Source organism: Fodinicurvata sediminis DSM 21159, assembly GCF_000420625.1.
GTDB lineage: Bacteria > Pseudomonadota > Alphaproteobacteria > Kiloniellales > DSM-21159 > Fodinicurvata > Fodinicurvata sediminis.
Window position 1 is genome coordinate 66,664 of sequence record NZ_ATVH01000015.1, and the last position, 17,823, is coordinate 84,486.

General features: G+C 64.0%; 14 protein-coding genes. 10 read left to right on the forward strand and 4 right to left on the reverse strand.

All coding sequences use genetic code 11. The features are described 5' to 3' along the window. The first annotated feature begins 9 nt into the window (after window positions 1-9). Window positions 10-1,236, forward strand: coding sequence for a bifunctional alpha/beta hydrolase/OsmC family protein (locus G502_RS0110785; protein WP_022728676.1), 1,227 nt, complete (start codon window positions 10-12; stop codon window positions 1,234-1,236). 24 nt (window positions 1,237-1,260) lie between these two features. Here G502_RS0110785 and G502_RS0110790 read toward each other — a convergent pair whose 3' ends face one another. Next, window positions 1,261-2,976 carry a thiamine pyrophosphate-binding protein gene (locus G502_RS0110790; protein WP_022728677.1) on the reverse strand — a complete coding sequence of 572 codons (1,716 nt, stop codon included), beginning with the start codon at window positions 2,974-2,976 and terminating at the stop codon, window positions 1,261-1,263. Between the two features lie 33 nt (window positions 2,977-3,009). Further along, on the reverse strand, window positions 3,010-3,726 hold the full coding sequence (locus tag G502_RS0110795; protein ID WP_022728678.1) for a GntR family transcriptional regulator: 717 nt from the start codon (window positions 3,724-3,726) through the stop codon (window positions 3,010-3,012). Window positions 3,727-3,991: 265 nt separating this feature from the next. On the opposite strand from G502_RS0110795, the gene G502_RS0110800 reads away from it, so the two are divergent. Both G502_RS0110800 and G502_RS0110805 read left to right on the forward strand, forming a co-directional pair. Then, window positions 3,992-4,816, forward strand: coding sequence for a sulfite exporter TauE/SafE family protein (locus tag G502_RS0110800; RefSeq protein ID WP_211217830.1), 825 nt, complete (start codon window positions 3,992-3,994; stop codon window positions 4,814-4,816). A gap of 51 nt (window positions 4,817-4,867) precedes the next feature. After that, on the forward strand, window positions 4,868-5,782 hold the full coding sequence (locus tag G502_RS0110805; protein WP_022728680.1) for a VOC family protein: 915 nt from the start codon (window positions 4,868-4,870) through the stop codon (window positions 5,780-5,782). Here the strand turns inward: G502_RS0110805 and G502_RS0110810 are convergent. Next, window positions 5,761-7,728 carry a TRAP transporter permease gene (locus tag G502_RS0110810; protein ID WP_022728681.1) on the reverse strand — a complete coding sequence of 656 codons (1,968 nt, stop codon included), beginning with the start codon at window positions 7,726-7,728 and terminating at the stop codon, window positions 5,761-5,763. The two genes, G502_RS0110805 and G502_RS0110810, sit on opposite strands and share 22 nt — an antisense overlap. 40 nt (window positions 7,729-7,768) lie before the next feature. Next, window positions 7,769-8,791, reverse strand: a complete 1,023-nt coding sequence (locus G502_RS0110815) for a TAXI family TRAP transporter solute-binding subunit (protein ID WP_022728682.1) — start codon at window positions 8,789-8,791, stop codon at window positions 7,769-7,771. Between the two features lie 49 nt (window positions 8,792-8,840). Here G502_RS0110815 and G502_RS0110820 point away from each other — a divergent pair, with 49 nt between their 5' ends. The 7 genes from G502_RS0110820 (at window position 8,841) to G502_RS0110850 (ending at window position 17,819) form a co-directional block, all read left to right on the forward strand. Then, window positions 8,841-10,829, forward strand: a complete 1,989-nt coding sequence (locus tag G502_RS0110820) for a gamma-glutamyltransferase family protein (protein ID WP_022728683.1) — start codon at window positions 8,841-8,843, stop codon at window positions 10,827-10,829. A gap of 41 nt (window positions 10,830-10,870) precedes the next feature. Next, window positions 10,871-11,653: an SDR family oxidoreductase gene (locus tag G502_RS0110825; RefSeq protein ID WP_022728684.1), complete on the forward strand. Its 783-nt coding sequence runs from the start codon at window positions 10,871-10,873 to the stop codon at window positions 11,651-11,653. Between the two features lie 52 nt (window positions 11,654-11,705). Further along, complete coding sequence (locus G502_RS19765) at window positions 11,706-13,352, forward strand: thiamine pyrophosphate-binding protein (RefSeq protein ID WP_022728685.1); 1,647 nt, start codon at window positions 11,706-11,708, stop codon at window positions 13,350-13,352. A 126-nt stretch (window positions 13,353-13,478) separates the two neighbouring features. Further along, the gene (locus tag G502_RS0110835) at window positions 13,479-14,144 is read left to right on the forward strand and encodes a GntR family transcriptional regulator (protein WP_022728686.1); all 666 of its coding nucleotides are present in this window, start codon (window positions 13,479-13,481) and stop codon (window positions 14,142-14,144) included. Window positions 14,145-14,325: 181 nt separating this feature from the next. Further along, entirely contained in the window at window positions 14,326-15,729 is a 1,404-nt protein-coding gene (gene tcuA, locus G502_RS0110840; protein WP_022728687.1) for an FAD-dependent tricarballylate dehydrogenase TcuA, read from the forward strand. Continuing rightward, a complete protein-coding gene (gene tcuB, locus G502_RS0110845) occupies window positions 15,719-16,825 on the forward strand; it encodes a tricarballylate utilization 4Fe-4S protein TcuB (RefSeq protein ID WP_022728688.1) in 1,107 nt (368 codons plus the stop codon). Before tcuA ends, tcuB begins: the two co-directional genes overlap by 11 nt. Before the next feature lie 112 nt (window positions 16,826-16,937). Beyond that, window positions 16,938-17,819 (forward strand): NAD(P)-dependent oxidoreductase, encoded by an 882-nt coding sequence (locus tag G502_RS0110850; RefSeq protein WP_022728689.1) that lies wholly within the window; start codon window positions 16,938-16,940, stop codon window positions 17,817-17,819. The last annotated feature ends 4 nt before the right edge of the window (window positions 17,820-17,823 follow it).

Sequence of the window (17,823 nt, forward strand, 5' to 3'; positions counted from 1 at the left end):
GACAGGGTCATGAAAGTGGAGAAACTGGAGTTCACGGGACATACGGGCGAGGCCCTGGCCGCACGCCTGGATCGTCCGGAGGGGGAGGTGCGGGCGGTTGCGCTGTTTGCGCACTGCTTCACCTGTACGAAGGACCTGGCTGCGGCCCGGCGCATCGCCGCGCGGCTGGCGGCCCTGGGCATTGCGGTGCTGAGGTTCGACTTCACCGGACTGGGCCATTCCGAAGGCGAGTTCGCAAACACCAATTTCTCGTCCAATGTCGAGGATCTGGTGCTGGCGGCGCGGGAGCTGGAGGAACGCGACCTGGCGCCCGATCTGCTGATCGGTCATTCCCTGGGTGGGGCTGCGGTCTTGAAGGCGGCCGCCGATATCGCCTCGGCCCGGGCGGTGGTCACGATCGCCGCACCGACTGCCCCCGAGCATGTCCTGCGTCATCTGGGGGCCGACCTGGAGCGGATCCGCCAAGAGGGTTCGGCAGAGGTCCAATTGGGAGGACGCCCCTTCGTCCTGACGAAACAGTTCATCGAGGACATCGAGGAAAGCGTGCTTGCCCGGTCCATCGCGGACCTGGACCGTCCCCTTCTGGTCCTGCATGGCCCACGGGATGCGGTCGTCGGTATCGAGAACGCCAGCGAGATCTTCCTGGCCGCAAAGCATCCCAAGTCCTTCATCACCCTGGATGACGCCGACCACCTGATCAGCAAGGCCGACGATGCGGAGTATGTGGCCGAGGTGATTGCGGCTTGGTCACAGCGCTACCTGAAACTGCCGGCAGAAAAGCCGGCGGCCAACGCACCGGAGGGCGTGGTGCGTGTCAGCGAGGCCTCAACCAGCGGTTTTCGCCAGGATGTCGTGGTGGATGGCCGCTACCAGCTGACGGCCGACGAGCCCGCTTCTCACGGCGGCACCGAGGCCGGGCCCAGCCCCTATCAGTTCCTCTCCACGGGACTTGGTGCCTGCACGGCCATGACCATACGCATGTATGCGCGCCACAAGGACTGGCCGCTGTCGCATGTGTCGGTGGATGTGAGCCACGACAAGCGGCACGCCGAGGACTGCGCGGAGTGCGAAACGCGAGAGGGGAAGGTTGATGTCTTCCGCCGGAGGGTGTGGCTGGAAGGAGATCTTTCGGACGAACAACGCCAGCGCTTGCTGGAGATTGCGGACAAGTGCCCGGTGCACCGGACACTGCATTCCTCGTCCGTGATCAAGACCGAGCTTGCGGACGAGGAATGAGGGTGTCTTGTCGGGTGGGGGACGTTACGCCACCCACTCGCTGACAGGTGCGTTGGCCTCGTGCAGGGGCTGCGTGATGACGTCGACCAGGGTCGGGCCGTCGGCCTCGAAGGCGGCCTTCAGGGCACCGCGCAGGTCTCCGGGCTGTTTCACGGACCAACTCTTCAGTCCGAAGGCCTCGGCCACCCTGGCATGGTCGGTGCGGTCGAAGTCCACCGAGAAATAGCGTTCGCCGAAGCCGCTCTTCTGGCCGGCCTTGATCCAGCCATAGACGGCGTTGGAGGCCACCACCACGGTGATCGGTGCCTTCATGCGCACGAGGGTTTCCAGTTCGCCGGCGTTGAAGCCGAAGCTGCCGTCGCCCACGAAGGCCACGACACGGGCGTTCGGGCGCGCATAGCAGGCGCCCAGTGCGCCCGGCATGGCATAGCCCAGTGCACCGTGAGCGCGGTTCGAGATGAAACGGCGCCCTGATTCTTCCAGCCGGTAGTAGGCCGAGATATAGGGGCAGGGCGTGCCAGGATCGGCCACGATGACCGAATCCTTCGGAAGCAGCGCCTGCATCTCATGCACGATGCGTTCGGGCCGGATCAGGTCGTCTTCCAGGGCCGCCAGGCGGTCGAAGTCGGCAAAGCGCGCCTTCCAGAGTTCGGCGGCACGTCGCTCGGATGCCTGGCGCCGTTCGGTGCGGTCGCCGGCCTCGGCCTGCACGCGGTTCAGGATTTCCTTCAGCGCCGGCCGGGCATCGCCGATGACAGCGACATCGGTTGGATAGTTGGCCCCGATGACACCGGGATCGGCGTCGATGTGCACGATCTTGCAGCTGCCCGCCTGGGGATGGCGCCAGCGCTCGGTGGTGACCGATCCGGCGCGGCAGCCCACCAGCAGGATCAGGTCGGCCGCGTCGATCACCTCGCGCGCCGCCATCGTGCCGCCGTTGCTTCCCACGACCCCCAGGGCCAACGGGTGCTGCTCGGAGATGACGCCCTTGCCGCTGATGGAGGTGGCCACAGGCGCGCCCAGGGCTTCGGCCAGGGCCGTGAGTTCGCCGCTGGCGCCGGCATTGAGCGGTCCGCCACCGCAGATGATGATCGGGTTCTTGGCCTTCACCAGCAGTTCGGCAGCCGCATCCAGGCTGTGACCGTCCGGCGTCTGGGGGGCGGCCGGATAGTGCCCGAAGGTGTCGTCGGCCCAGACGGAGGCCTGGTTGACCGGCTGCTTCTGCACGTCGAAGGGCAGGCCGATATGCGCGGCCCCGGGCTTGCCGGTGGTCATCTGCCGGAAGGCCTGGCGCAAGGTGTTGGGAATCTGTTCTCCCTGGTCGATCACGCTGTTCCACTTGGTGACCGGGCGGAACAGGCTTTCCTGGTCCAGTTCGGTGAGCGTGTACTTGCCACGTCCGCCGACCCCGATGTCGGTGGTGACGCCAAGCACGGGAATCGAGGATTCGTCCGCTTCGACCAGACCCGGCAGGATGTAGGTCGCGCCGCCGCCGCTGGGGCCTTCACAGACGCCGACTCGTCCCGACAGGCGTGCATAGACATCGGCCATGTAGGAGGCTGAACGCTCGTCGCGTGTCAGGATGTGCGTCATCCCGTGGTCGAGCTGGTACAGGGCATCGTAGAGCGGCAGGCTGGTATCGCCACACAGCCCGAAGATGTGTTTCACGCCATGCTGTTGAAGTACGCGCACGAAGGCTTCCGCCCCCGTCATCCGGTTCGTCTTGTTGTCCGTGGTCAAGGGTCCACTCTCTTCTTGTTATGGGTCTTTCACTCAGCCGTGGTTCGCAGAACCGTTCATGGCCTGTGTCACGTAGATGTAGGCGTAGCCGCGCTTGAGCATCTCGACGATCTGGTCCATGCGCCGTGTGATGTGCTGGCGCATGACGACCGCGGCGGCTTCGGCTTCGCCGTCCAGCAGGTGTTGCACCACCTGGCGGTGCTCGCCCTGGGTGACATCGCGGCGCGTGTCGGTCATGTCCACCCAGCGCACGAAGTAGATGCGCGTGTTGATGCTCTTCAGGGTCTCCAGCATCTGCCGATTGCGGCTGAGCTCTGCCATCCACTCGTGGAACTTCATGTCCAGCGCCACCATGCGGTCCACATCCGTGGGGTCCGGCAGTTCCGCTGTCTCGAGCAGGAAGGCCTGGACCTCCTCCAGCTCCGCCCGGCTCGCCCGCTCGGCCACCCGGCGCACGATGCCAACCTCAAGCTCCTCGCGCAGCTCGTAGAGATCGAAGATCTCCTTGGTATCCAGTTCGCGGCAGGAGAAGCCCCGGTTCACCGAAAAGGTCAGCAAGTCCTCTGCCGTCAGGCGGTTCAGCGCCTCGCGCAGCGGCGTGCGGCTGACGTTCAGCTCCTTGGCCAGTTGAAGCTCGTTGATCCGCTCCCCAGGCCGAAGCGCAAAGGTCATCGCACGCTGGCGAATCTCGGTATACGCCCGCTCAACAGACGCACCGCGCGTCGAACGTGCCTCGCTATCCTTCGACATTGTCCTCAGTACGCAATAGTGTATGCAATATGCTGATAATCCTGCAACTGCACCCCGGTCTTGTCAACTTCCTTCCGCCCTCTTCAAGCCTCGTAATTTCAGGCGTCGCCTCGTTGATACAGGTGCCCGACCTAAGGGTACGCGCCCCCAGAATGGCATGCCATTTGAGGCTGAAGGGAAATCCGTGATCCGGCTGGTCAGATGGATTATGCCTGTTCGGCAAGCTGACCTGAAGATCAAAAACGACACTGGGGACACATCGGTCTTGGACGTCAACTGGATGGATTTCACCTACCTGATCGCCGCACTGGCCGCAGCCGGGGTGGCGGCGGGTATACTGGCCGGCTTGCTAGGGGTTGGTGGCGGCATCGTCATCGTGCCTGTCCTTTTCAGCAGCCTGCTTCTGGTCGGGGTGGATCCTGCCATCTGCATGCACATCGCAGTGGGCACCTCCCTGATGACCATTGTCGCGACCTCCCTGTCCTCGGCCCGGGCACATCATCGCAGGGGCGCTATCGATTGGACCCTGGCGAAGCGTTGGGCCCTGGCCATTGCCCTGGGCGCCGTGGCCGGCGGCCTGGTCGCGCGTTTCCTGGACAGCCAGGAGCTGTCGCTGTTCTTTGCGATCGTGGCGATGGCGGTCGCCATCTACCTGACGGTGCGCAAGGAAGGCTCACAGCTCTTTGCAGGACTGCCCAAGGGGGCGAAGGCACAGCCAATCCCGCTGCTGATCGGTTTTGTTTCCTCCCTGATCGGCATTGGGGGCGGTACCTTCACCGTCCCGGTGCTCAGTTCCTGTGGCTATCCCGTGCGTAACGCCGTGGCCACCTCATCCTTCTTCGGCCTGCTGATCAGTCTGCCCGGCGCTCTGACCTTCATGGCCTCTGGCTGGGGTGACCCGCGCCTGCCGCCCTTGTCGCTGGGGTATGTCAGCCTGTTGGGCTTTGTCATCATCGCGCCGCTGACGACCTTGGCGGCCCCCTGGGGGGCCAGGATGGCCCATGTCGTTTCGCCCAATATACTGCGCCGCCTGTTTGCCATCTTCCTGGCGCTCACAGCCATAAAGATGGGCTACAGCGCGCTGGCCTGATTTTCCGTCGATACCTGTTGTGCCGCGTTTCACCGGAAAGGACCTCACCCCATGACCCAGTTGCCCGCCCGCAATCAGATCTTCCTGGATCATGTTGCTCATTTTGTTCCTTCACTTGAGGATGCCAGTGCTGCCATGGAGGCCGCCGGCTTCGTGCTGACGCCCTTCACGCGTCAGCAGAACCGTACGCCCGAGGGTATGGTGCCATCGGGCATGGCCAACCGCTGCATCATGCTGGACGAGGGCTACATCGAACTGTTGACCGCAGTGAGTGAGACAGAGTTGTCCCGGCAGTTTCAACAGGCCGTGGAACGCTATGTGGGCCTGCACCTGATCGCACTGGCCTGCGGCGACGCCGAGGCGGCTCATGCCCATCTGGAGCGCGAAGACTTCGCACCCAATGAGCCGGTCAATCTGACGCGCCCGGTCGAGGGAGAAGAGGGCGAGGAGATGGAAGCCCGATTCACGGTCCTCCGCGTGAATCCGGGGATCATGCCCGAGGGGCGAATCCAGATCCTGGAGCACCATACCGAGAAGGCCGTCTGGCAACCGCGTTTCAAGGCACACGACAATGCCGTGCGTTCGCTCAAGGCCGTGCTTCTGGTGGTCGAAGACCCCCAGGAGGCCGCCGTTCGCTTCGGTCGATTCTGCGGCCGTCCCTCCGAGGCCTGTGGCGACGGGAAATTCAGGCTGGAGCTGGATCGGGGCAGCTGTGTCTTTCTGAGCCGCGAAGCGGCCAGCGCGCAATTACCCTGGCTGAAGGAAGGGCTACAGGCGCCCTGGATGGCCGTCCAGGCCCTTGGCTCCAGCGATCTTCCCAGGACGGTCGAACGCTTTTCGGCCGCCGGGTTTACCGTCATTGCCGGATCAGTCGAGAGCGGCGAGGTGACCTTCCGCCTGCCGGCTGCCCTGGGCGGCTACCTGAGCGTCGTTGCTCATGACGCTCAGCCTTCCTGGGCTGCCTGAGAGCGCCGGCTGGCGAACCACAGCCAGCCGGCCAGTACGGCAAATATCGCAAGGCCGACAATGGACGCCCAGAGGCTGGGGTGCAGCAATCCCCCCGCCGCCGGCAGCAGCAGCAGGCGTTCGACCAGGTGCAGGCGGCGGAACAGGAAACCTTCCAGCATCACGTTGAGGGCGATCACCCCGAACAGGGCCATGGCGGAAACCACCAGGGCATCCAGGATATTGGCATCGATGCCGAGGATCTCGGGATGGACCGCGAAGAGGAAAGGCAGCACGAAGCCGGGCAGTCCAAGCCGCACGGCCATGAAGCTGGTTCGGAAGAAGCTGCCGTCCGCGATCTTCGAGGTCACCAGACAGCAGATGGCCACCGGCGGTGTGATGGCCGAGACATTGGCGAAGAAGAAGACGAAGAAGTGGGCTGCCAGCAGCGGCACGCCGAGTTCGACCAGCGCCGGTGCGCCCATCAGGGCCACCAGGATGTAGGAGGCCGAGGTCGGCAGGCCCAGCCCGAAGGCAATACAGGCCAGGGCCGCCACCATCAGCAGCAGCGCAAGGTCGCCGCCAGCCAGCTCGAGCATCCAGAAGGAGAGTTTCTGGGCGAAGCCGGTAACGGTGAGGACCTCCACCAGCACGCCGATCACCGCGACGACGATGCCGATCTGGGCGCCACGCAGGGCCGCATCATAGGCGGTGCGCGCGCCGAGCTTGATGATGTTGACGATGATGTTGGCCAGGCCACGCCAGTGGAAGGCAAGTTCGCGCAGAACATAGAGCCCCAGCAGGATGCCGGCTGCGTGCAGGGAAACGCGCCCCGGCAGGTTGGTGATCAGCAGCATCGTGATCAGGTAGGCGATAGCGATGAAGAAGTGGGCATTCCACAGGCAGGTGCGCCACATGGAATGCTCCACCTCCAGTTCCTTCTGCATGGTCTCGTCGGCCGAGGCATCCAGGTCGAACTTCACGGCACGCAGGTGCACCGCGAACATCAGGTAGAGGTAGTAGATCAGTGCCGGGAAGGCGGCGGCGATGATGATTTCGCCATAAGGGATGCCAGTCAGTCCGACGATCAGGAAGGCGGCCAGGCCCATCATCGGCGGCGTGATCTGTCCGCCGGTGGAGGAGACCGCCTCTACGGCGCCCGCGAATTCCGGCTTGAAGCCGACTCGCTTCATCAGCGGTATTGTCAGCGCACCGGTGGAAGCGGCGTTGGCCACGCTGGAGCCCGAGACCATGCCCATCATGCCCGAGGAGATGATGGCAATCTGCGCCGGTCCAGCGCGGGTCTTTCCGCCGATACGGAAGGCCACCTGCATGATGAAGTCGATGCAGCCGGTCATCTTCATGGCGGCGGCCATCACCATGAAGGGAAAGATCGTTCCCGCCGAAAGCTCGGCCAGGCTGCCCAGCAGGCCGCTGAAGTAGGGAATCGAGGTATAGCCGATCAGGCGCTTGAGCGTGATGCCGCCATGATAGAGCAGGCCCTGGGGCAGGAGATCTCCGAAATAGCCGTAGAGCAGGCCCACGACGGCGATCGCGCTGACCACCCAGCCCCACTCGCGCAACGAGGCATAGAGACATATGCCCAGGAAGACCCAGGCGACAAGCATGTCGGTGCTGTTGGGCAGGAAGGAGCGCTGGCTGGTGAGCGCATGATGTTCGGTGAAGATGTAGAAGATCGCCACCGCTGCCACGATGGCGAGCAGCAGGTGGACAATCTTCGAAACCGCGCTTTTCGTATGCGCGGCGGCAAAGAGGAAGATCAGGGCCGCAGCCCCACCCACGTGCGCAATCTTGAACTGGCCGGACGGCAGCGTGTAGGTGAGTACCTGCACCACATGCGTCAGCACGAAGACAATCGCGGCCAGGCCGAAGAGCAGCGTGATACGCGGGTCGCCGGCATCCTCATCCGTGAAGATGCCGGCGAGACGCTGAAAGGGTCCTTTCATGTAGGGTCCTGCGGTCCTGTTTCCTTGAGCGAGAGCGTTATTATTCCGCTTCGGTCATGGAGTCGGACCAGAGGTCGTTCTCCTTGTAGTACTTGGCAGCGCCTTTGTGGATGGGGAAGCCGTCCACAAGGTACTGGGCACCGAACTCCAGGTTGATGTCCTTGAACTGGACGCCCAGGTCCTGGACCGAGTCGGTGTTCTCGAAGATGGCCTGCATGATTTCGTAGCCCACCTCCTCGGAGACATCCGGAGAAGCGGCGAGTACGCCGGAGAAGGAAGCCCCCTGGATATCCTCGTCGATACCTTCGGCGGAGCCGGCCGGGATCGTGCCGAACATGATGCCCGGGTTCAGTTCCTTCGCCTTTTCCATGACCTCGTCCGGAATCGGCAGGATGCGCACCTCTGTGGTCGAGGCCAGCTCGGAAAGGATCGGCGACGGACGACCGTTGGTCAGCAGCGAGGGGATGCAGTCCACGGAATCGCCGCGCAGGGCATCGTAGCTTTCACGCCAGGAGCCGTAGGTCCACTCGATATCGTCCAGGATACCGGCGGCCTCGAAGAGGACCCCCCACATGGTGGCCGTGGAACTGCCGGCCGGCGAGGGCATGCAGCGGCGCCCGCGCAGGTCCTCCAGGGTGTGGATGTCACTGTCGGCGCGTACCATGGGCGTGCAGTTGAACAGGGTATAGGCGAACATCTGATGGACCGTGATGGGCTCCGGATAGGGGTCGTTGCCCTCGAAAGCCGGCTGCCAGTCGGTGGAGGTCGTCTGGCCCATCTGGATGACGCCCTCATGGAACAGCTGCATGTTCTCGGTGCCGCCGCTGGTGGACATGGAGGCGTTCTCGATGTCGGTGTTGCGGTTCACCGTGTTGGCCAGGCCCTCGATGATGACATAGCCGGTCGAGCCCTGGGAGGACGAACCCCACTGAAGACTCTGCTGGGCGAACACGCTGGTGGTGTGCAGGCCGAGGCTACCGGCGGCAGCGCCCGCAGCGCCGAGGCGCAGCGCATCGCGACGGGAAAGCTCGGAAAGATTAAATCGGTTGGATTGGCGTGACATATATAGTCTCCCTATTATTGTGGATATACTTGTCTGTATACAGGAAATTATGCAGCATGAAGAGCCGGACGCAAGCCTAAATGCCATAGAGCATACCCCCGAATCTTCCTTCGATGCCAGTCCGGAAGCGGCGACTGAAAGCCAGTGGTTGCGGCGGACTGGAGGCCAATTCAACAATGACGAGACGAGAGAGCATAGAGCAATGACACGGCCAGGAGACTTCACGACACGTCCGGAACTGCGCGGCACCTTCGGTGTTGCCGGCTCCACGCACTGGACAGCCACTGCCGTGGCCATGGGTGTCCTCGAGCGTGGGGGCAATGCCTTCGATGCGGCCGCGGCCGGGGGGTTCGTGCTGCAGGTAGTGGAACCGCACCTGAATGGCCCTGGTGGCGAGGTGCCGATCCTGACCTATTCCGCCAACCGGGATAAAATCGAAGTCGTCTGCGGCCAGGGAACGGCCCCCGCCGCGGCTTCGGCCAAGGGTTTTCGTGACATGGGCCTGGACCTGGTGCCCGGCACCGGTCTTTTGCCCGCCACCGTTCCCGGCGCCTTCGGGGCCTGGCTGCGGATGCTGGCCGATCATGGAAGCATGCCGCTGCGCGAAGTGCTGGAACCCGCCATCTTCTATGCCGAGCAGGGCTTTCCGCTGGTGCCCAAGATCGTCAACGCGCTGCGTGCCGTGGAGCCGCTGTTCCGCAATGACTGGCCGAGTTCCGCCGAGGTCTATCTTTCATCCAACGGTCATCCGCAGGAAGGCGACCTGTTCCGCAATCCGGGCCTGGCGGCCACTTACCGCCGTATTGTCGAGGAAGCGGAATCTGCTGGTCGCGATCGTGAAACCCAGTTGGAGGGGGCACGCAAGTGCTGGTACGAGGGCTTCGTGGCCGAGGCCATCGACAGCTTCTACCGCACGCAGGAGCTGAAGGATTCCACCGGGGAACACCATAGCGGCCTTTTGACCGGCCAGGATATGGCCAACTGGCAGGCGACGGTGGAAGCGCCCGCGACTTATGACTATCACGGCCTGACGGTCGCCAAGTGCGGGCCCTGGAGCCAGGGGCCCTTCATGCTTCAGCAATTGGCCCTGCTGCGTGACCTGCCGTTGGGTGACCTGCCGCCGGACGGGGCGGACTTCATTCATACGGTCGTGGAGGCGGCCAAGCTGGCCTTTGCCGACCGCGAGGCCTGGTATGGAGATTCAGCCGGAGAAGTGCCGCTGGAGACCCTGCTCTCCGATGCCTACAACGCCGAACGGCGCAAACTGATGGGCGAGCGGGCTTCTGAAGATTTCCGTCCCGGTGCGCCGGATGGGCGCCGGCCGGTGCTGCCGGACTACGAGGTGGCCGGCGAGAACAGCATCGACGTGAACGCCATGCTGGGTGTTGGCGAGCCGACGGTCTCGAAAGCCGGCGAGGAGGAAACCGACAGCACGGGGGCACTGCGCGGGGACACCTGCCACATCGACGTGATCGACCGATGGGGCAACATGGTGGCGGCCACGCCCAGCGGCGGCTGGTTTCAGTCCAGTCCGGTGGTGCCCGAACTGGGGTTCTCACTGTCCACCCGCGCGCAGATGTTCTGGTTGCAGGACGGCCTGCCCAGTACGCTTGCGGGCGGCAAGCGCCCACGCACCACGCTGACACCTTCCATGGCGCTCAAGCACGGCAAGCCTTACCTGGCCTGGGGAACACCCGGCGGCGATCAGCAGGACCAGTGGTCGCTGAGCTTCCTGCTGCGCCATTTGCATCACGGCTACAACTTGCAGGAGGCTATCGATGCGCCCTCCTTCCACAGCGAACACCCGCCCAGTTCCTTCTGGCCGCGCCTGGCCAAGCCGAACGTCCTGCTGGTCGAGGGCCGCATGCCCAGGGCGACCGTGGAAGAGCTGAAGCGGCGCGGACATGACGTGAGTGTCGGCGAGGACTGGTCGGAAGGTCGCCTGTCGGCCTGTTCCCAGGAGACACGCAACGGCATGCGCTACCTGCGGGCCGGGGCCAATCCGCGCGGCATGCAAGGCTATGCCGCCGGCCGGTAAAGCCCCTAAGAGACTGACGTTATCACGAAAAGGAGCAGACAATGGATTTGGGACTGAAGGACAAGCGCGCCCTGGTTTTCGCCTCCACCAAGGGACTGGGCCGCGCCATTGCCACCGCCCTGGCAGCAGAAGGGGCGCAGGTGATCGTCTCGGGGCGCTCCGATACGGAGCAGGTGGCCCGCGAGATTGCCGCCGAGACCGGTGCCCAGGTGCAGGGCATTGCCTGTGATCTGCACGAGCGCAGCCAGGTGGACAGCCTGATCGACCAGGCGGAGCAGGCCATGGGCGGCATCGACGTACTGGTTCTGAATGGCGGTGGACCACCGCCCAAACCGGCCCTGGGCGTCGAGGACTCGGAATGGTCGCTCTGGTTCGAGCGCATGGTGGGGAACTTGATCCATGCCGCCACACGCTGCCTGCCGGACATGCGCGAACGCGGCTGGGGGCGGCTGTTGACCGTGGCCTCCTCGGCGGCGGTGCAGCCGGTGCCCAACATGGCGCTGTCCAACAGTCTGCGTGCCTCGCTGCTGGCCTGGAACAAGACGCTTTCGTCCGAAGTCGCAGCCGATGGCGTGACCTGTAACGTCATCCTGCCCGGACGCATCGACACCGATCGCGTGGCACAGCTGGATGCCGCCCGCGCGGAACGCGAGCAGCGACCCCTGGACGAGGTGCAGAAGAGCATCCTGACCGAGATTCCGGCGCGTCGTTACGGCCAGCCCAAGGAATTCGGCGAGGTTGCGGCCTTCCTCTGTTCCGAACGGGCCAGTTTCGTCACCGGTACCACACAGCGTGTCGACGGGGGGCAGATCCGGGCCATCTGAGCCCGGGCCTGCGCCGCAGCCGCCTCCAACAGATCAGAACGAAACGGATTCCATGAAGACAGTCGGACAGCTCGTCGTCGATTCCCTGGCCGCCCAGGGGATAGACCGCCTTTTCTGTGTGCCGGGGGAAAGCTACCTGGGCTTGATGGAAGCCCTGCACGGGCATGACCAGATCGACACCGTGGTCTGTCGCCACGAATCCGGGGCCGGGTTCATGGCCCTGGCCGATGCGCGCATGACCTGTCGGCCCGGCGTGGCCTGTGTCAGCCGCGGTCCCGGAGCCTGCAATGCGGCCATTGCCGTGCACACCGCCCAACAGGACGGCGTGCCCTTCATCCTCTTCGTGGGGCAGGTGGCCAAGGACGACGTGCGCCGCGATTCCTTCCAGGAAATCGACTACGGCCAGATGTTCGGGCGCATCGCCAAGTGGACAGCGGAAGTGACCGATCCGAAGCGCATGACGGAGACCCTGCTGCGCGCTTTCCAGGTCGCCACCACGGGCCTGCCGGGACCGGTGGTGATCGCCGTGCCGGAGGATGTGCTGACGGCCCAGGTGGAAGCGGCCACGGTTCAGCCGCAGGCCAGGGTTCAGGCCGCGCCGGACCCGGCTGCGCTGGAGCAACTGCGCGGCTGGCTGGCCGAGGCCGAGCGGCCCCTGCTGCTGGCCGGCAGCGGCCTGGAGAACGAGGCCGGGCGGGTGGCCCTGAAGGAACTGGCCGAGGCATGGAACCTGCCGGTGCTGGTCTCCTTCCGGCGCCAGGACCTGTTCGACAACGACCATCCGCTCTATGCCGGGGACATGGGCCTGTCCAATCCACCCAGCCAGCTGGAGCTGCTGCGGCAGTCGGACCTGCTGGTCACTCTGGGAGCGCGGCTGTCCGACATCACCAGCCAGGGCTACAGCTTTCCCGAGATGGTGCGGCCCGAGATGCGCCTGGCCCATGTGCATGCCGATCCTGATGTGCTGGGCATCCATTTCGCGGCCGACCTGGCGCTCGCTTGCGATCCAGTGATCTGTGCCGAGGCCCTTGGAACGCCGGCCGCCGAACTGCCGGACCGGCAGGACTGGCTGTCGGCTCTGGCGCGCGAACGCGCGAGGATCCGGGCCGTGACGGACAGCGAGCAGCCGGACGGCATCCCCTTCGCCCGGGTGGTGGAGACGGTCGGCACGCACCTGGGTGAGGATGCCATCGTCACGGTGGATGCGGGCAGCTTTGGTGCGCCGATCTATCGCGCCATTCCCTTCAGGCCGCCGCAGCGCCTGCTCTCGCCGATCTCGGGCGCCATGGGCTTCGGTGTGCCGGCGGCTGTGGCGGCGGGCCTGCGCATGCCCGAGCGGCCCATCGTCTGCTTCGTGGGCGACGGCGGTCTCTTGATGACCGGCAGCGAGCTGGCCGTGGCGCTGGAGCGCAAGCTGCCGCTGAAGGTGATCGTCGCAGAGAACAAGGTCTATGGCTCGATCCTGCTGCACCAGGAGCGGGACTACCCCGGCCACTGGACCGGCACCACCTTCACCAACCCGGACCTGGAGGCCATCGGCGCTGCCTATGGCTGCGAGGTGACGCGTCTGGAGAACCTCTCCGACTTGGAGCACCTGCCCGAGCTGATCGCCCGGCCCGGACCGCAGTTCATTGTGGTGACCAGCAGTGTGGAGGCCCTACTGGCCCCGGTGCGGCCGGGTGGGAAGCACGAGGGGTAGCCATTCGATCACCCGTTGCTCAAAGCGCTTGGCAAGGTTTGTGTATCCTGGGCAGACTGCACTGATTCGTCGTTCCGAGCTGGGACGCCATGGTTGGGTGCAGTGTGATCGGATCGGAGTGGTATAGTGAATAGCAGTCAGGTTTCTCGTAGCGAGGCGGCCTACCAGAAGCTGAAGGATGCCATCAAGAAAGGCGGCATGGCGCCCGGCACCCGGGTGCGGGAGGTCGAGATCGCCGAGCGTTTCGGGATCAGCCGGACGCCGGCTCGCGAAGCGATTCGCCGTCTCGAGTCCGAAGGTCTGATCTCCATCGAGCCGCACAATGGAGCTGTCGTTTCCAAGCTGGATCATCAGCAGACCATGGAACTTTACGACATGCGCGAGGTCCTGGAGGGCACGGCCGCCAGCTTTGCGGCGCGTCACGCGTCAACGGCCGAGTTGGAGGAACTGGAGGACCTCATCGCTTCGGAAACCGAGGTGGCGGAAGACCCTGATCAGTTGGCCAATCTCAACCGCCTGATCCATTCCGCGATCTACCGCGCCGCGCACAACCGTTTCCTGGAGAAATCCCTGCTGGGCCTGCGCGATTCCATGGCCTTGCTGGGCGGCACGACCCTGAAGGTCGAAGGGCGTTTCGAAGCCGCACATGCTGAGCATCTCGCCATACTTCAGGCCATTCAGAGCCGTGATGAGACCCGGGCCGAACAGGCCGCCCGCGCCCACATCCGCAATGCCCAGCGCATGCGCCTCAAGCTGATGCGCCAAGACCTGGTGCTGGGCGAGGAGGAATAGGAGCCTCACCCGGCGCTTATTCGCGACCTCAACAGTTCTCATATTTTCCGCAGTGGTGGTGCCGTCTCGAGGCGCAGTCTCGGGCACTGCAGGCCCGGGTTTGACTCTTAATGAATGCATTCGTATACATCAGAATTCATTCCCTAATCGCTTCCGCCATTCACCAATCAGAGGTAATCAGATGTCCGACGTCGAATCTCTTTCCCGGCAGGACTGGGATGTCGTTGTCGTGGGCGGGGGCAATGCCGCGCTCTGTGCCGCCATCGAGGCGGCCGAGGCCGGGTGTCGCGTGCTAATCCTGGAAGGGGCTCCCGAGCCCTATCGTGGAGGCAATTCTCGGCACACCCGCAACTTTCGCTGCATGCATCAGGAACCTCTGTCCGTGCTGACGGACAGTTATGGGGAAGAGGAGTATTTCGATGACCTGATGCTGGTCACCAAGGGCGAGACGGATGAGGATCTGGCGCGCCTGGCGATCCGGTCCTCGGAGGACTGCCTGCCCTGGATGGAGGCCCATGGGGTACGCTTCCAGCCCTCCTTGTCCGGGACACTGTCCCTCAGTCGTACAAACGCCTTCTTCCTGGGCGGCGGCAAGGCGTTGGTTAATGCCTACTACAACACGGCCGAGGATCTTGGGGTGTCTGTGGTCTATGAAGCCCAGGTGAAGCACGTCGAGGTGCGTGACGGCCGCTTCGAGGCTGTGCAGGCGGAGATCGCCGGCGCGCCCTGCCGCATCTGCGGACGGTCCATCATCCTGGCTTCGGGCGGATTCCAGGCCGACATCGACTGGCTGGCCCGGGCCTGGGGTCCGTCGGCGCGGAACTTCCTGATTCGGGGGACGCCCTATAACAGGGGTGTCGTTCTCAACGACATGCTGGAGCAGGGGGCGGAAAGCGTGGGCGATCCCACCCAGTGCCATGCCGTGGCCATCGATGGCCGGGCGCCCAAGTTCGACGGCGGCATTGTCACGCGCCTGGACTGCGTGCCCTTTTCCATCGTGGTGAACCGCGAGGGCGAGCGCTTCTATGACGAGGGCGAGGATGTCTGGCCCAAACGCTATGCCATCTGGGGACGCCTAGTGGCGGCGCAGCCCGACCAGGTTGCCTATTCCATCATCGATTCCAGGTCCATCGACCTCTTCATGCCCTCGGTCTTCAAGCCCGATCAAGCCGATAGCATCAAGGAACTGGCCGAGAAGCTGCAACTGCCGCCGGACAAGCTGAAGGAGACGGTGGCCCATTTCAATGCGGCCTGCAGGGAAGGGGATTTCTACCCGACCGAGCTGGACGGCCTTGCCACCCAGGGGATTTCACCGGCCAAGACCAACTGGGCGCGCCCGATCAGCGAGCCGCCCTTCTATGGCTATGTCCTGCGGCCCGGCGTGACCTTTACCTACCTGGGCCTGAAGGTGGACAGGACGGCCCGGGTCTCGGATGCACAGGGGCGGTACGACAACATCTGGGCCGCCGGCGAGATCATGGCAGGATCGATCCTGGGGCAGGGGTACCTGGCCGGCTTCGGCATGACCATCGGAACCGTCTTCGGGCGTATCGCGGGGCAGGAGGCCGCAGCTCATGTCAATTAATATCGTGCAGGGGGTGGAGACCGACCAGGAAACGGACGCGATTCAGGAAGCCCGGCGTCAGGTCGAGATCTGCAACGCCTGTCGCTATTGCGAAGGCTATTGCTCGGTCTTTCCTGCCATCACGCGCCAGCGCCTCTTTGCCGAGGGGGACCTGACGCAGCTGGCGAATCTCTGCCACAACTGCCGTGGCTGCTATTACGCCTGCCAATACACCGAGCCGCACGAGTTCGCGCTCAACATACCCAAGGTCCTGGCCGAGGTGCGCAGCGAAAGCTGGGAGACCTTTGCCTGGCCTGGCGGACTGGCACGCCGCTTCCAGGAAAGTGGCGTGGCCATGGCCTTTGTGCTGACCGCAGGGCTCGCTCTCTTCTTTGCTCTGATTCAGATTCTGCAGCCCGAGAGTGGCCGAGGTTTCTATGCCTATCTTTCCCACGGCCTGATGGTCGCGCTTTTCGCGCCGGCATTCCTGCTGCCGCTTGCCACGATTGCGATCAGCCTGAGGCGTTACTGGCATTCAGTGGGCGGGACGAGGGTGCGCTTGTCGCAGCTGAAGACCGCGTTCCTGGATGCCGCCCAGCTGCGGAATCTTTCCGGTGGCCAGGGACAGGGCTGCAACTTCGAGCAGGGTACGCGCTACACGGATCGGCGGCGCTGGTTGCATCAGGCTGTCCTCTACGGATTCCTGCTGTGTTTTGCATCCACCTCCTCAGCCACCCTGATGCACTATGTGATGGGCTGGGAGGCGCCCTACGGCTTCTTCACGCCACCGAAGCTGCTGGGTGTGCCCGGCGGCATCCTGTTGATGATCGGTACGGCCGGGCTTGCCTGGCTAAAACTGCGTGCAGCGCCGGAGCTGGGGGCCATGCGCGTTTGGGGGGGCGAGATGGCCTTCGTCCTGCTGCTGTTCCTGGTGGCAGCCACCGGGTTGGCGCTCTATGCGGCGAGTGGAACAGTGGCCGTTTCCCCTCTGCTGGCAATCCACCTGGGAGCGGTGCTGACCTTCTTCCTGCTGATGCCCTACTCGAAGATGGTGCATGGATTCTACAGGTTGGCGGCGCTGGTGCGCGATGCACAGCAGAAAGAAAACGCCTTATAAAGGAAGTACTGCCCGGTTTTGCGCCTGGGATCATGGTAGGGTGTTGCGCTCAGTAGAATAGTGTTCTATTTCTGAGACTCTATTATATCTTATTGGACAAGGAGCGAGTGGAATGGCACAGGCGCGTATCGGCTTTATCGGCCTCGGCGTGATGGGGGAGCCGATTTGCCGAAACATCATGGTCGGATCAGGTCAGCCCTTTACCGTCTTTGATCTGGCAGATGCGCCGCTGCAACGTATGGCTGGCCATGGGGCGAAGGTTGCTGCCAGCGTCCGTGAGGTCGTTGAAAACAGCGACATCGTTTTCCTGTCCCTTCCGGGCGGCCCGGAAGTGGAGCAGATCGTCCTGGGCGAGGACGGCGTGCAGGAAAACGGCCGCGAGGGCCAGCGTGTCATCGACCTTTCCACGACACCGGTGGACCTTACGCGGGACTTGGCAAACAAGTTGGCGGAGAAGGGTCTGCGCTTTGCCGATGCGCCGGTGGCCCGGACGCGACAGGCGGCCGAGGACGGTACGCTGAGCATCATGGTGGGAAGCGACCAGGCCCTGTTCGACGAAATCCGCCCCTATCTGGCGCATACAGCCTCGGAAGTTACGCATTGCGGCGCCGTGGGCTGCGGACAGGTGGTGAAGATACTGAACAACATGGTGCTCTTCGAGACTGTGGTGGCACTGGCCGAGGCCCTCAATATCGGCGAGGCGGCAGGGGTGGAGCGCACGACACTGTTCGAGACGCTCTCGAAGGGCTCGGCCGACAGCTTTGCCCTGCGCAATCACGGCATGAAGGCCATGCTGCCGGACAACTTCCCGCAAGGCGCCTTCCCGACCGACTACGCCATCAAGGACTGCAGCTATGCCCTGGCGCTTGCCGCGCATGTGAACATGAAAGCACCCGGTGCCAGTCATGCGCTGTCCATGCTGAGAACCGCCAGCGAGGCAGGATTTGGCAAGGAGTACTTCCCGGTTCTCGCGCGCGTGACCGGAAAGGCTTGAGTGC

What these genes read in the sequence shown, in the direction of transcription:
- tcuB (WP_022728688.1), top strand. Translation starts at nt 15,719, where the DNA reads ATGTCAATTAATATCGTGCAGGGGGTGGAGACCGACCAGGAAACGGAC.
- G502_RS0110850 (WP_022728689.1), top strand. Translation starts at nt 16,938, where the DNA reads ATGGCACAGGCGCGTATCGGCTTTATCGGCCTCGGCGTGATGGGGGAG.
- tcuA (WP_022728687.1), top strand. Translation starts at nt 14,326, where the DNA reads ATGTCCGACGTCGAATCTCTTTCCCGGCAGGACTGGGATGTCGTTGTC.
- G502_RS0110810 (WP_022728681.1), bottom strand. Translation starts at nt 7,728, where the DNA reads ATGAAAGGACCCTTTCAGCGTCTCGCCGGCATCTTCACGGATGAGGAT.
- G502_RS19765 (WP_022728685.1), top strand. Translation starts at nt 11,706, where the DNA reads ATGAAGACAGTCGGACAGCTCGTCGTCGATTCCCTGGCCGCCCAGGGG.
- G502_RS0110795 (WP_022728678.1), bottom strand. Translation starts at nt 3,726, where the DNA reads ATGTCGAAGGATAGCGAGGCACGTTCGACGCGCGGTGCGTCTGTTGAG.
- G502_RS0110805 (WP_022728680.1), top strand. Translation starts at nt 4,868, where the DNA reads ATGACCCAGTTGCCCGCCCGCAATCAGATCTTCCTGGATCATGTTGCT.
- G502_RS0110820 (WP_022728683.1), top strand. Translation starts at nt 8,841, where the DNA reads ATGCAGCATGAAGAGCCGGACGCAAGCCTAAATGCCATAGAGCATACC.
- G502_RS0110815 (WP_022728682.1), bottom strand. Translation starts at nt 8,791, where the DNA reads ATGTCACGCCAATCCAACCGATTTAATCTTTCCGAGCTTTCCCGTCGC.
- G502_RS0110825 (WP_022728684.1), top strand. Translation starts at nt 10,871, where the DNA reads ATGGATTTGGGACTGAAGGACAAGCGCGCCCTGGTTTTCGCCTCCACC.
- G502_RS0110785 (WP_022728676.1), top strand. Translation starts at nt 10, where the DNA reads ATGAAAGTGGAGAAACTGGAGTTCACGGGACATACGGGCGAGGCCCTG.